This is a genomic window from Streptomyces sp. A1136, from assembly GCF_004795055.1.
Classification (GTDB): domain Bacteria; phylum Actinomycetota; class Actinomycetes; order Streptomycetales; family Streptomycetaceae; genus Streptomyces.
Genome location: NZ_SSBJ01000004.1, coordinates 182,390 through 194,898 on the forward strand (window position 1 = coordinate 182,390; position 12,509 = coordinate 194,898).

Genomic DNA, 12,509 nt, shown 5'->3' on the forward strand with positions numbered 1-12,509 from the left:
GACACCAGCGTCCTCTCAGTTCGTGCGACCGTCGAGCATGTTCTTCATCTGTAGCCATGATGAACGATCATTTCTGAAGTCGTCGAGTTCGTCACTGAGCTGGGTCAGGACTTGGAGTACCAACGTCTGCTCCTCACGCAGTCGCGGCGAAGTCCGCGATGGCAGCGCCGCGCGCTCCATCGCCGCCCGGCTCAGCACCGAGTAGGCTTCACGGTACTTCTCGGCCCGCAGGAGCCCGAAGCCGTGGCGCTGCAGGGTCTCGGGTAGCCGGGCAACGTAGCGACCGGGCCTGAGCTTGACCAGATCCTCCAGCCGCTCGACCGCCTGTAGGCTCCAGGCGAGCGCCTCCTCGGTCAGGCCTGTGCGATGGCGGCACTCGGCCAGGGTCTCCAGGCAGGCGAGGTACACGTCGTCGTCACGAGCTCCTTCCGGTACCTGTTCGCACCGCATCACTCCTTCGGCAGCATCACGGGCCGCGCCGTTGACCTGAGCGTCTCCGAGCCGCAGCAGCGCCAGCAGGCTGAGAGCGCCGGCCATGTCCATGAGAGTACGGTGGCGCATGTGAGGTGCCGTGGCTACGAGTTGTCGGTACAGGGACACGGCTTCGACACTGAGTCCCAGCGCGGCCTGCGTCTCCCCCGACCGATGCCGCAGCAGGCTCAGGTTGTGCAACGCTGCGGCGTAGTCAGACGTGTATCGCGCGGACTTGCGTACGAGATCGCGGCTGAGCAGAACCGCCTCGTCGGCTGTCCTGACGGCATCCCCGCGGTTCCCGCTCTCTTCGAGGCGCAGACTGCACCTGCGCAGGCGCTGCATACGCACGTGCACGCTGCTGTCGTCGCTCTCCGTGTCAGTCATTGCGAGCAGCCGTTGGAGGACGAGGGCCGACAACGCGGAGAGGCCGGAAGGATAGCGAGGTAACCGCTGTTCGACGAGGCAGAGCAGATCGCTCTCGCAGGTCTCCAGCACCGGTTGGACCAGTGCCGCCAGGATTTCCGCGTGCGGCAGGCGGGCGCCGACGGTCACCAGGGCCGGAACCAGGACTCGAGGATTGTCGTGAACGAGCTGCGCGAGCGCCCCGTCCAGAACAGCGTGGGCAGGATGGTCCGCGACGCGGCCCACGGTGGTGCAGCCACGGGCACGAGCCAGGACATCAAGCGTGTCCAATACGGCCCCGGGGCGTGACCGCTCCTCGCGAAGCATGGAAACGTCCAGCGTCTTCCGCAGATAGGCGACTTCGTCTCCCGAGCTCTCGGGCTCCGCCAGCACACGGCGCACCAAGATCTCACCCAAACGGTCAGGCTCGAGGGGCGCGACATGGTCACCTTCCGCCGACGGATACAGCGCCCTCAAACAGCCATGCAGCGCTGGGGCGTTGACAGGTGGCTGCCCGGGGAAGGCTGCCCCGCGCACGGCAGTCAGCAAAGCGGTCAACTCGCCCCTGTCCCGCCCCCGGGCCAGAGTGGGCACAAGCAGCAGACCTTCCGCCATCAGCCGTCCGGTACGTCCGGCGAAGGCACCTCCCGTCCCCAGGCGGTCCTCCAGCAACTTGTGCCATCCGCTGATCTCATGCCGACAGATCCGTGCCAGCGGGTCGTCGCTTTCCTTCCACTCGTCGCCTTGGCGCAATGTGAGCACGGCATCGAGAGCGGCAGCAAGGATTCCCAACACCGAGTCCTGCCGGGCGGCGCCACGCGCGAGAGACGACGGCATCCGTACCCACGGGCATCCCAACAGGCGAACGAACTCGCCGAATGCCTCGCCGGCGAGGTCCCCGGGGTCCTGGGTGCTCAGCGTGCTGGGCAGCCGAAGTGAACTCGCACCGCGCAGAGCCCAGTCTTCGATGTACCGGGCCTCGAACTCCTCCTTCAGCGCCTGCCACAGCGGCTCCTCGGAACGGGCCAACAGCAAGACCCGCAGGGTGATGCCGTCAGGCCGGTACCGATGGATATGCGCCATGAGAACACTTATGTCGTCGAGCCGTGCCTGGGCGTAGTCGAAGACCACCAGGCAGGGGAACTCCGCTCCGAGAGCGCCGGTGAAGTCTTCGAGCCACTGGTGTCGGTGTACCGGGTTGCCGAGGGACTCCCTGTCCGCGAATCCGGCGATCCAACCCGATTCCCTCAGTTGACGGCACAGTTCGGCGGCCAGGCGGGTTTTACCCGAACCGCCCGGCGCGTACAGCAGACGCAGCAGCTGATCGTCGGCTTCGTAGCACCAGTCCTTGAGCTCGTCGAGCTCCGGCCGCTCCACAAACGGCATCGCCCCACGCGCCAGCAGTTGCGCCGGAGTGTTCCCCGAGACGGGTGCGGGATCGGGGCCGAACAGGGCTGCTTGCCGTCCCTCGCGGTTGCGGGCGACGTCGAACCAGACCGTCCCCGCCCGATGCGCGGCATGATTGCGGCCCAACAGGCCCGGGGAGAGTTCCTCCACGGCGTCGATGGGTATCAGCCATCCTCCCGACATTCCCTTCTCGTGCCGGGACGCCTTGAGTACTCCGCATACCCGCCCCGTTGTCGTGTCGAGCACCGGGCCACCGCTGAAGCCCTGAACCACCTGGTCCCATTGAAGCCGGACGAAGCGCCCGCTCCGCCCGGCCACCGTGAGATGCAGGGTGTCAGGCTGGACGCCTGGTTCCAATGTGTGGCCGCTGAATCCGTGAACGGACACGGCGGCTGCCTGCGTGGGTGCCGAGTTGCCGAGCCACACGCCTCGCAGGTCGGAGGCAGGTTGGAGCAAGCGCAGTTCAGCGAGATCCGGAAAGCCGTACGTGGATTCCGCGCCCTTCGTCGCCGGAATCAGGCGCCTGACCTCGATCGGCACAGAGCGCCCCTCGACCGTGGCCGCCAGGCTGCTCTCCTCGCGCCGGGCCACCACGTGCGCGCAGGTGAGGGCGGTGTCGGGTGTCACCAGGAAGCCGGTCCCGCAGAACGTGCCGTCCGCCCAGATGCCCAGGACGTTCCGCTCGGTCAGGACCCGCAGCCGCTCCAGTGGCTCACCATGCGGGCTATCGGTCATCAATCCCTCCAGAGTGACCCAACGAGGCATCGCTGCCGACTGACGTCCCGACAGTATTCCGCCGTCCGAGGGCTTGACCCCCGATGTTGCGTACGGGTGCCCGGCGGAGAGGGGCCACTGTCCGTAGAGCCGTCGGAAGTGTTGGTTCGTTGTCGCTCGCCCGACCATATGACGCGCTGTCGCCGTGTTGGCGCTGTCCAAGCCTGCCGACCACCCTCCCCGAGGAGGCTGCGACCCTTCTCGATGAGCGGCATCCGGGCGACAACTGCTTGGCGGTGATCACGCATCCGCCGGGCGTCGGGGGCCCTCGGGAGACATCACCGCTGCCGCCACGCTCGACCGGCTTCCGCATCAGGCTGCCGTCGCCGTACCACTCGGCCGAGCCCCAGCCGAAGCAGGGCGCTTGGGGACCTCGTGATCACCGGTACCCCGCACGGGCCAGGCGTTCGGCCTCGCGAGCGCCCGCCCGGGGCGGCGGCTGCGGGCGGGGGTCAGCGGGTGTGGCGGTGTCGGCCGTGCTTGTGCGGCTCGCCGGTCGCCAGCAGTACGAGGGCCAGTGCGAGAGGCAGCAGGAACAGCAGTAGCAGAGTCATGTACGCACGCGTGCCCAACCCGAGGCCGTTGACACGGGACACGCCACCGTCCGCGGTGAGTGTCGGACTGTCGCAGGCGCGCACCGGGGGTTCCGGGTGGCGGTGGCCGGCGGGACTCCCGGCCTCGCCGTCAACCGCATCGCCTCCGCTCGGTCCCGGGGGTCAGGCGGGCTCGCCGGATGTGCTCCGGTCGGCACCGGCGAGGAGCGTCCGCATGGTCGTGGCCATGGCGTGTCGGGCCTCATCGGGGCTCAGGCCGCAGGAGCGCCAGTGGTACCAGGCACTCCAGGTGGTCACCGCGTCCAAGCCGTTGAGCAGGTCGCCGCGGGCGGGTTCGGGGAGCGGGTCCAGTTCCTGGCTGAAGATCTGGGTGAGCCGAAGTCGGGCGAAGTCCAGCATGCGCTGCACTGCCTCCTGCACCGGTGCGGACGGGTTCTCCAGTCGCAGGATGGCGAGCCTGGCCGGGGTGAGGCCCTCCAGGATGCGGGCGCGCTGCTCGGCCACGGCCGCGACCCGTGCCTCCCGCGGTCCCTCGGCGGGGATCGGTCGGATTTGTGCGAGCAGCTGCTCAAGGCGCCGGTTGACGGCGACCTCGGCCAGCTGCGTCATGTCCGTGAAGTGGTGGAACACCAGTCTGCGGGAGACGCCGGCGCGCTCGGCGACCTTTTCGGCGGGGAAGTGCGCCTGGTTCTCGTCGAGCAGCGACAGCATCGCGTCGGCGATCTTCTCGCGGGTCTGACGTCCGCGTTCCGTCCGCCCGTCAGGGGTGCGCGCGGCGGCTCCGGTCTGTTTCACGTGTACTCCTACGCCCTCTCGTTGACATGGTTGCACCACGAGTGCAAGTGTACGTCTTGCACTCGAAGTGCAGTTAGTTTCGGCAGGCCCGCCTACGGGCCCGCTGCCGCGAAACGAAGGGCGGTTCACCGCAGATGTTCACCGGTGTGGGGCGTTGGTGCGCCCGCAGGCCGAAGCGCGTGGTTGCGGCGTGGCTGCTGATGTTGGCGGCGGCACTCGCCGCCGTCGGGGTGTTCGGCCGAGTCACGAGCGAGGCCGTCACCCTTCCCGGCAGCGACAACCAGGCCGCCCGGGACATCGCCGACCGCGCGTTCCCCGGGTCGGCTTCGGGCAAGCAGCCGGTCATGTTGCACACACCCGCCACCGCGGCGCCGCTCACCGCCGCCGACTCCATGGCCGCGGTTCGCAGTGCGGCCACCGCCGTGGCCGCGGTGCCGCACGTGGTCGCCGTCACCACGCCCTACGACCCGGCCGGTGCCACGGCGATGAGCGCCGACGGCCACACCGCCTACCTCGCGGTCGAACTCGACGTCAGCGGAAGGGACGTGACGCCCGAGACGACGTCCGCCGTGCTGGCCGCGGCGGCGCCGGCGAGCGCCGCGGGCATCGAGGTGACGCCGGGCGGCTTCCTGGCCGCGGCGGTCGACAAGGGGAGCACCGGCCGCAGCGAAGCGCTCGGACTCGGCGCCGCACTGGTGGTCCTCGTATTCACCTTCGGCAGCGTCGCCGCCGCCGGGCTCCCGCTGCTCGCGGGGATCATCGGCCTCGGCATCGCCCTGCCCGTCCTCGGCTTGGTCGGTCACCTGATGGACGTGCCCGACGCCGCCGAGACCATCGCCGCCATGATCGGTCTGGGCGTCGGCATCGACTACACCCTGTTCGGGCTCACCCGCTTCCGCGAACTGCGCGCCAAGGGAGTCGACATCGAGGACGCGGCTGTGCGTACGACGGCCGGTTCCGGCAAGTCCGTCGCCTTCGCCGGCAGCGCCGTCATGGCCGCCCTCGCCGGCCTCGCCCTCGGCGGAGTCCCGCTGCTGTACGCCTTGGCCATCGCTCCCGCGATAGCCGTGGTGACGGCGCTGGGCGTGAACCTCACCCTCCTGCCCGCGGCACTCGTCCTGCTGGGAAGGCGGCTGACTCCCGTTCCGACCGCTTCCCTCCAGGCCGGTCGCCCGCGCGGCTGGGAGCGGATCGCCCTCTTGGTCGCGGCCAAGCCGTGGGCGATGTTGCTGTCCGGGCTGGCCCTGCTCGGGCTCCTCGCCGCCCCGGCGCTCAACCTCCACCTCGGCCAACTGGACGCCGCCAGCAAGCCCGCCGGCAGCATGAGTCGTACCGCCTACGACCGGATGGCCGCTGCGTTCGGGCCGGGGGCCAACGGCGTCCTCCAGGTCGTCGACGCCTTGCCCACCCCGGTGCGGGGAGACGCGGAGAGCGCCGACCCGCGCATTACCGGCGTGAGCGCCGCGCTGCGCGGCGCCGAAGGCGTCGCCGTCGTCAGCCCGCCCGTGACGGCCGCCGACGGTCGCACCGTCCAGTGGCAGGTCACCCCCGCCACCGCCCCCTCCGACCCCGATACGGCCGCGCTCGTCCGCCGGCTCCGCTCCGAGGTCCTGCCCGCCGCGACCGCGGGGAGCGGGCAGGTCCTCCACGTCGGCGGCGCCCCGGCGGCCCAGGCCGACCTCAACACCCGGATCGCGCAGCGCATGCCGCTCGTCGTCGGCTTCGTCCTGACCGTCGCCGGCCTGCTCCTGCTGCTCGCGTTCCGCTCTCCGGTCGTCGCCGTGAAGGCGGCCGTGATGAACCTGGTGTCGGTCGCCGCCGCATACGGAGTCCTCACCGCGGTCTTCCAGGACGGCCGGGGCGCACGGCTGATCGGTCTGGAGGGTGCGGTGGCGATCCCCGGCTACGTGCCCCTGCTGATGTTCGCGGTGCTTTTCGGCCTCTCGATGGACTACGAGGTGTTCCTGCTGAGCGCCGTGCGCGAGGCCTACCTCAAGAGCGGGGACAATCGTCGCGCCGTGGTCGAGGGTCTCGCCGGCACCGGACGGATCATCAGCTCGGCGGCCATGATCATGGTGACGGTCTTCCTAAGCTACCTGCTCTCCGGCGACCCGGTCGTCAAGATGTTCGGCATCGGTCTGGCGACCGCGGTCGCCCTGGACGCGACCGTCGTCCGCGGCCTGCTGGTCCCCGCCACCATGCTCCTGCTCGGCTCCGGCAACTGGTGGCTCCCCGGTTGGCTCGACCGCCTCCTCCCGCACGTCGACATCGAGGGCGACGGCCATGAGGAGCACGTCGCCGCCGAGCCGGCCGCGGCCCCGGCGCGGGTCGCAGTCGAAGGACGGTAGCGGCCGACTGCGCGCCACCGCGCCCGCCCGGCCGGAGGATCCGGTGGGAGGGTGCCTCCGCACGAGTAGCGGTTGACGTCATCGGCTCTCTGCCTTCCATCGGCGGGGGGAAACATCGATCCCGATGGTGACCTCGGCCTGGTTGTCTGACCAGGTCAGACGACCGGCCATCTGTGACCGGCGGCCACGACCGGGCTCACCCCGGGGCGTACCGGTCGTACCGGAGGCTCGGGGCGGCCACCGGACGACAGGGGCGCCCCGAGGCGTCGGGTCCGCAGCCCGGGAGCGGGGGGCCCAGGCGAGTGGGAACGGCCAAGTGGCGCGTAGGTCCCCCCGGCATCGCTTCTAGGCGTCGTCCGGCTGCGTCGCGGCCTTTTCGGCGATGCGGTGTTCGGCTTCGGCCCAGGTGATGGGGAGATCACCTACGCCGACGTTCCAGAAGACGAAGGTCGACGTCTTCATCGTCGGGCGCATCGCCGTCACTATGCCGCGGTGCGGGTCGGTCGAGTTGAAGGTCATCAGCGACCCGCGGTTGTCCCACGCCGACAGCGTCAGGAACGTGCGCTTGAACGGGCGCGCGACGAGCGACGCGCCGAGACAGCCCGGGGCGCTCTTGACCTGGCGCCAAGCGGACAACGACTTGACGAAGAAGCGCGGTACGTCCTTCAGGCTCCGCACCTCGAAGCGCGACGCCATGACGAGGGCGGACGTGGTACCGCCGGGTGCACTTGGAACGGTCCACGGAAGGGTGGGCACGATATGACCTCCAAGATCGGTGTTGTCGCAGGAGCCGGGACAATAGCCGCTCGGCCGGCCCTGGTCGAGCGCATTCTCCTGCCCGAGCTGCCAAGTCAACCGGCAAATCCGGCACCCGACAGCCGAACCGTCACACCGCACGCCGACCGTCGAACGTGTCAGGTGGCGGGGCGGGTGGCGGGCTGGACGCGGAAGGAGAAGGCCTCCATGAGGGGCTTGCGCTGGGTCTTCTTGCGCTGGGTCTTTTGGACGGCGGCGACGCGCCAGTGCCCGTCGGGGTCGCGAATGACCGTGTAGGTGGCGAGCTTTCCGAGCTTGACGGGCTTTCCGGCTTCGGTCGCTTCCCCCGAAAATTTGCGGACGTCACCGCGGGTGACGGTCACGGCGGCGTCGCTGCCGTAGAAACGCAGGTCGACGAGGTCGAGGAAGAGCCGGGTGCCCTTGAGGAAGCTGTCGAACAAGGCCTGGTGGGCGCGGCCGATCTCCCGGCCGCCGTGGTAGACGGTGCCGACGTAGGTGACGTCGGTGGCGTCGTCGGTGAAGCAGGCGCCGTACGCCGTTCCGTCCCCGTCGGCCCATGCGGCGGCGCTGCGCCGGAGCAGGGCTTGGATGGCGGCGGTGTCTTCGGCGCGGTGGGCGGGGGTGCTCTGGTTCGTGTTCACGGATGGCTCTCCTGGTTCGCTACGAGGAGGTGATGTACGGGCGCTGGTGCCGTTGGTCGCCCGGGCCGCCGGTGGCGGACCGCGTGGGCCCGTGCGGTCGGGGCAAACGCTCTCCGGACGCGGCTCGGCGACGCCGGTGGGTGTGCGGTCCCCTCCTTTAGGGATTGGAGGAGTACGTGTCAACGCACGACGTACCGCCAGACCACCCGTCTCGTCGACCGCCTCGCGGCGGCCGGCTACGTCCGCCGCGTCCCCTCGCCGGACGACCGCCGGAAAGTGATCGTCGAACCCATCGGCACACCCGCCGGCCTCGACCGGACCATGGCCCCCGCGCGCGAGCGCATCGGCGAACTGCTCGCCACCTACTCACCCGACCAACTGAAGGTGTTGTTCGACTATGTCGCCCGCGCTGCCGACGCCTATCAGGTATCCGTCGAGCACCTGCGTACCGCCTCCGCCCCCTGACCGCGAGGCCCCCACGGCCCCGAACCGGGTGCGCCCGGTGCCGGCGGCCCGCGCGGTGATGCGCGCGGAAGGGGGCACCATGGGGTCATGAGAACGCGTCCGGTACTCGTCTACGACGGAGACTGCGGCTTCTGCACGGCTTCGGCCGGAGCCGCGCAGCGCCTCCTCCGTCCCGCCTGCGACATCACCGCGTGGCAGTCGACCGACCTGGACGCCCTCGGCGTCGCGCAGGCACGCGCCGAGTACGAGGTGCTGTGGGTGCCCCCCGATGGTGTCGTGCACGGCGGGGCCCAGGCGGTGGCGAAGCTCTTGCTGCGCGTCGGCGGGGTGTGGGCGGTCGTGGGCGCGGTCCTGACGTTGCCACCGGTTCGCTGGATCGCCCATGCCGTCTACCGGGTCATCGCGAACAACCGAGGACGGCTGCCGGGAGGGACGCGGGCCTGTGCCGCTCCCGCCCGGCGGCCGTCCTGATCCTCGCCTGCCGCGCACCGGGCCTCGCCGGGCCTCGCCGGGCCGCGCCGGGCGAGACGGTGCGGTCAGGCGGCGTGGCCGCCGTCGACGGAGAACTCGGAACCGGTGACGTAGGCGGCCCCGTCTCCGGCGAGGAAGGTGACCACGGCCGCGACCTCCTCCGGACGGCCGAAGCGGCCGAGGGCCGTCATCGCCGCCTGGGCGGCCGCGTGAGGTCCGTCGGCCGGGTTCATGTCCGTGTCCACCGGCCCCGGATGGACGATGTTGGCGGTGATGCCCCGCCCTCCGAGTTCACGGGCGAGGGCTTTGGTGAGCCCGGTCAGCGCGGACTTGCTCATCGTGTAGAGGGTTCCGCCGGGTCCCGGCACCCGCTGGGTCATGCACGTGCCGATGGTGATGATCCGACCTCCTTGGCCCATGTGGCGCGCTGCCGCCTGCGAGGCGAGGAACGCGCCCCGGACGTTGATCGCGAGCACGCGGTCGACGTCGGTCGGGGTGAGCCCGTCCAGGGGGCCGAGGACGCCGACGCCCGCGTTGTTGACCAGTACGTCGAGTCGGCCGAGTGACCGCGCCGCCCGGTCGACGGCGTCCGCCGCGTCATCGATGTGGCCCGCGTCCGCTCGGACGGCGAAGCCTCGACGTCCCAAGGCTTCGACTTTGTGCACGACTTCCTCGGCCGCCGCTTCATTCGCCGTGTAGGTGATGCCCACGTCGGCTCCCGCCCCGGCCATCGCCAACGCGATCGCCGCGCCGATGCCCCGGCTGCCACCCGTCACCAGAACCGCCTTGCCGTTCATGTACGCCTCCTCGAAATTGGTTGCTTGTTCAATGAAATGAGAAGGCAGGTGCGGCTGCCGGCGGGGATCCGACCTCGCGTTCGCCCGCCGGCCGCCAGTCGGCACCCGACTCGGGGCTCGGCGCGTGTCCGGGCCCCCACGGCCGACGGCCCGGGCCAGGGCGCGCTGCGTGCTCACCGGCACGGGTGGAGCTGCTCGTCGGCCACCCGCAACGTGCTCGCATGCGGCCGCAATGCGCGGGCAGACGGATGCCACCTTCTGGAAGGAGCAGTGATGCTTGCTATCGCGGCCGCGGTCTTGTTCTTCATCAGCTTCCTGATCAACGCGGCGGAGATCTCGACGAACCACGTGTTCTCGTCCGGCAATTTCATGATCCTCGGGCTGATGCTGCTCGCTCTCCACGTGGCCGGCGTCGGCAGCGCCTGGACCACCCGCGGTCGACGCCGCTGAGTATCGGAGGCCGACACCACAGAGCCGGAACAGCGCTGCCCCCGCATCCGTGACCCTCGGAGAGCGGGGGCAGCGCCGTGCGTATCGGCTTGGTCGAACCGTCCCGGCGGCCGGGCCGGGGTGGTCGCCCGCCTTTCCGTGGGGCGGCACTGTGATCACGCGCACCGAGGCCGCCAAGTCGGTGGTGTCGGCGGCTTGTCGGTGCTGTCGGTGCGATGTCGGTGGGGGCTGACACCGTTCGAGAGGTCCTGCCGGGTACCCATCCGGCTTGGAATTCGAAGAGGGGATCTCTCGTGCATGACGTAGTGATCGTGGGAGCCGGTCCGGTCGGTCTGGCGCTCGCCTGCGAGCTTGGCCTCGCGGGCTGTTCCGTACTGGTGCTCGAACGGGAGTCGGGGCCCGGGTTCCCGTTACGGGCGGCCCCGCTCGGGAGGCGAGGGCTGTCCGCCGCGTCGGTCGAGGCGTTCTACCGGCGTGGACTGCTGCAACCGCTGCGGGCCGCGTCGGGTGTCCAAGAGGTGTTCGGTGCGGCCCCCGAAGCGGGCGAGCCGCCGCGTCCCCGGTTGTTCGGCCACTTCGCCGGCATGGTGCTCGACGGAGACCAAGTCGACCTCGCCGCACTGCCGTTCCGGCTTGGCGGCCCGGCACTCGAAGGCATGATGACGGACCTCGAAGCGGTCGAGACGGTACTGTCCGAGCAGGCGGCCAAGCTCGGCGTCGAGATCAGGCGCGGCGTCACGGTCACGGCCGTCTCCCCGAACGGGCAGAGCGTGGTCGCACATGCCGGCGCGGACGCGTACGAGGCGCGCTGGCTCGTCGGATGCGACGGCGGACGCAGTACGGTGCGCAGGCTCGCGGGCTTCGAATTCGTCGGTACGGAGCCCCAGTTCACCGGTTACGCCTTGAAAGCCGCTCTCGCCGATCCCGAGAAGCTGCGCCCCGGGTTCAACCTGACGTCGACCGGCATGTACATCCGGATGCCCGCCGACGGGCACATCGCCATGATGGACTTCGACGGCGGTGCGTTCGATCGCTCGCAGCCGCCGACTCGCGACCATCTTCAGGCGGTTCTGCGCCGCGTGTCCGACACCGACGTGACCATCGACGAGGTCCACATCGCCTCGACTTTCACCGATCGGGCGATGCAGACGACGGCCTACCGTCGGGGCCGCGTCCTGCTCGCGGGCGACGCCGCCCACATCCATTCCCCCCTTGGCGGCCAGGGACTGAACACCGGCATCGGCGACGCGATGAACCTGGGGTGGAAGCTCGCGGCGACCGTGCACGGGTACGCGTCCGACGGGCTTCTCGATACCTACGCCGACGAGCGGCATCCGATTGGTGCGGCGGTGCTCGACTGGTCGCGCGCCCAGGTGGCGACCATGAGGCCGGACCCGTACGCGCAGGCGATCCAGGCGGTGGTGCGCGACCTCATCGGGACCCGTGACGGAGCGACCTATGTGTTCGAAAGGCTCTCGGGCTCGTGGATACGGTACGACCTCGGCGGCGAGCACCCGTTGGTCGGCCGCAGCGCCCCCGACTTCCTTCTTGAGGAGGGGCTTGAGGACGGCACGCGCCTCGGCGGCCTCATGGAGGACGGACGGGGCGTCGTGCTCGATTTCACCGTCGACCGGCGCCTGCACGTTTCGGCGACGGGTTGGGAGGGCCGGATACGGTACGCCGCTGGGGCGGCGGGCGACGACCTCGGGGTGGGTGCCGTGCTGGTGCGGCCTGACGGCGTGGTCGCCTGGGCCGGTGATCATCACCCTGATCCGGAGGCGTTCGAGCAGGCCGCGAGCCGTTGGTTCGGTGCCCCGACCGCTGCCGGAGTCACGGGCTGTGCCCACACCGACCCCGTACCTCTGCGCGCGGGCTCCGGCCGGCCGTGAGTCGGGTCGTCGTCCGGCCGTGAGTGCCTCGGACTGCCGGCGGTGCCGCACGAGCGGCTCGACATCGATCGCCCTGCGATGGCCCCACCGTCGCAGGGCGATCAGGGGGCGGCCCCGTCGATGACGAGGTCGCCGGCGTGGTCGACCGTCGCCTGACCGAGCAGCCGCCGTGACAGATAACGGATAGCTCATCCGAATATGTGTTACGGTCGGCGGCAGTAAGCGGATAGGTCATCCGAATGTGTTTGATCTGGGGGTAGCGCGC

10 protein-coding genes and 1 pseudogene are annotated in these 12,509 nt (G+C 70.2%); 6 read left to right on the plus strand and 5 right to left on the minus strand.

The window, feature by feature from the left end; translation table 11 throughout:
• Window positions 1–15: 15 nt before the first annotated feature.
• Window positions 16–3,018 (minus strand): trypsin-like peptidase domain-containing protein, encoded by a 3,003-nt coding sequence (locus E6R62_RS05670; RefSeq protein ID WP_168713981.1) that lies wholly within the window; start codon window positions 3,016–3,018, stop codon window positions 16–18.
• 755 nt (window positions 3,019–3,773) lie between these two features.
• Window positions 3,774–4,406: a TetR/AcrR family transcriptional regulator gene (locus E6R62_RS05675; protein ID WP_240801487.1), complete on the minus strand. Its 633-nt coding sequence runs from the start codon at window positions 4,404–4,406 to the stop codon at window positions 3,774–3,776.
• Window positions 4,407–4,585: 179 nt separating this feature from the next.
• Between E6R62_RS05675 and E6R62_RS05680 the strand changes: the two genes are divergently transcribed.
• Window positions 4,586–6,754, plus strand: coding sequence for an MMPL family transporter (locus tag E6R62_RS05680; RefSeq protein WP_240801488.1), 2,169 nt, complete (start codon window positions 4,586–4,588; stop codon window positions 6,752–6,754).
• A gap of 345 nt (window positions 6,755–7,099) precedes the next feature.
• Here the strand turns inward: E6R62_RS05680 and E6R62_RS05685 are convergent, their stop codons facing one another.
• Window positions 7,100–7,609 (minus strand): DUF3291 domain-containing protein, encoded by a 510-nt coding sequence (locus E6R62_RS05685; RefSeq protein WP_306432404.1) that lies wholly within the window; start codon window positions 7,607–7,609, stop codon window positions 7,100–7,102.
• A 59-nt stretch (window positions 7,610–7,668) separates the two neighbouring features.
• The gene (locus tag E6R62_RS05690) at window positions 7,669–8,172 is read right to left on the minus strand and encodes an SgcJ/EcaC family oxidoreductase (RefSeq protein WP_136211995.1); all 504 of its coding nucleotides are present in this window, start codon (window positions 8,170–8,172) and stop codon (window positions 7,669–7,671) included.
• A 213-nt stretch (window positions 8,173–8,385) separates the two neighbouring features.
• Between E6R62_RS05690 and E6R62_RS41660 the strand changes: the two are divergent.
• The 3 genes and pseudogenes from E6R62_RS41660 to E6R62_RS05700 form a co-directional block, all read left to right on the plus strand.
• Window positions 8,386–8,439 (plus strand): annotated as a pseudogene (locus E6R62_RS41660) (MarR family transcriptional regulator); the annotation flags it as partial.
• Window positions 8,440–8,448: 9 nt separating this feature from the next.
• Window positions 8,449–8,637 carry a hypothetical protein gene (locus tag E6R62_RS05695; RefSeq protein ID WP_240801489.1) on the plus strand — a complete coding sequence of 63 codons (189 nt, stop codon included), beginning with the start codon at window positions 8,449–8,451 and terminating at the stop codon, window positions 8,635–8,637.
• Between the two features lie 87 nt (window positions 8,638–8,724).
• A complete protein-coding gene (locus E6R62_RS05700) occupies window positions 8,725–9,108 on the plus strand; it encodes a thiol-disulfide oxidoreductase DCC family protein (RefSeq protein ID WP_136211997.1) in 384 nt (127 codons plus the stop codon).
• Between the two features lie 65 nt (window positions 9,109–9,173).
• On the opposite strand, the gene E6R62_RS05705 is transcribed toward E6R62_RS05700, so the two are convergent.
• Window positions 9,174–9,905: an SDR family oxidoreductase gene (locus E6R62_RS05705; RefSeq protein WP_136211999.1), complete on the minus strand. Its 732-nt coding sequence runs from the start codon at window positions 9,903–9,905 to the stop codon at window positions 9,174–9,176.
• Between the two features lie 273 nt (window positions 9,906–10,178).
• Here E6R62_RS05705 and E6R62_RS05710 point away from each other — a divergent pair, with 273 nt between their 5' ends.
• Together E6R62_RS05710 and E6R62_RS05715 are read left to right on the plus strand one after the other, a co-directional pair.
• Window positions 10,179–10,355, plus strand: a complete 177-nt coding sequence (locus tag E6R62_RS05710; RefSeq protein ID WP_136212001.1) for a hypothetical protein — start codon at window positions 10,179–10,181, stop codon at window positions 10,353–10,355.
• Window positions 10,356–10,648: 293 nt separating this feature from the next.
• Window positions 10,649–12,244 (plus strand): FAD-dependent oxidoreductase, encoded by a 1,596-nt coding sequence (locus tag E6R62_RS05715; protein ID WP_136212002.1) that lies wholly within the window; start codon window positions 10,649–10,651, stop codon window positions 12,242–12,244.
• The last annotated feature ends 265 nt before the right edge of the window (window positions 12,245–12,509 follow it).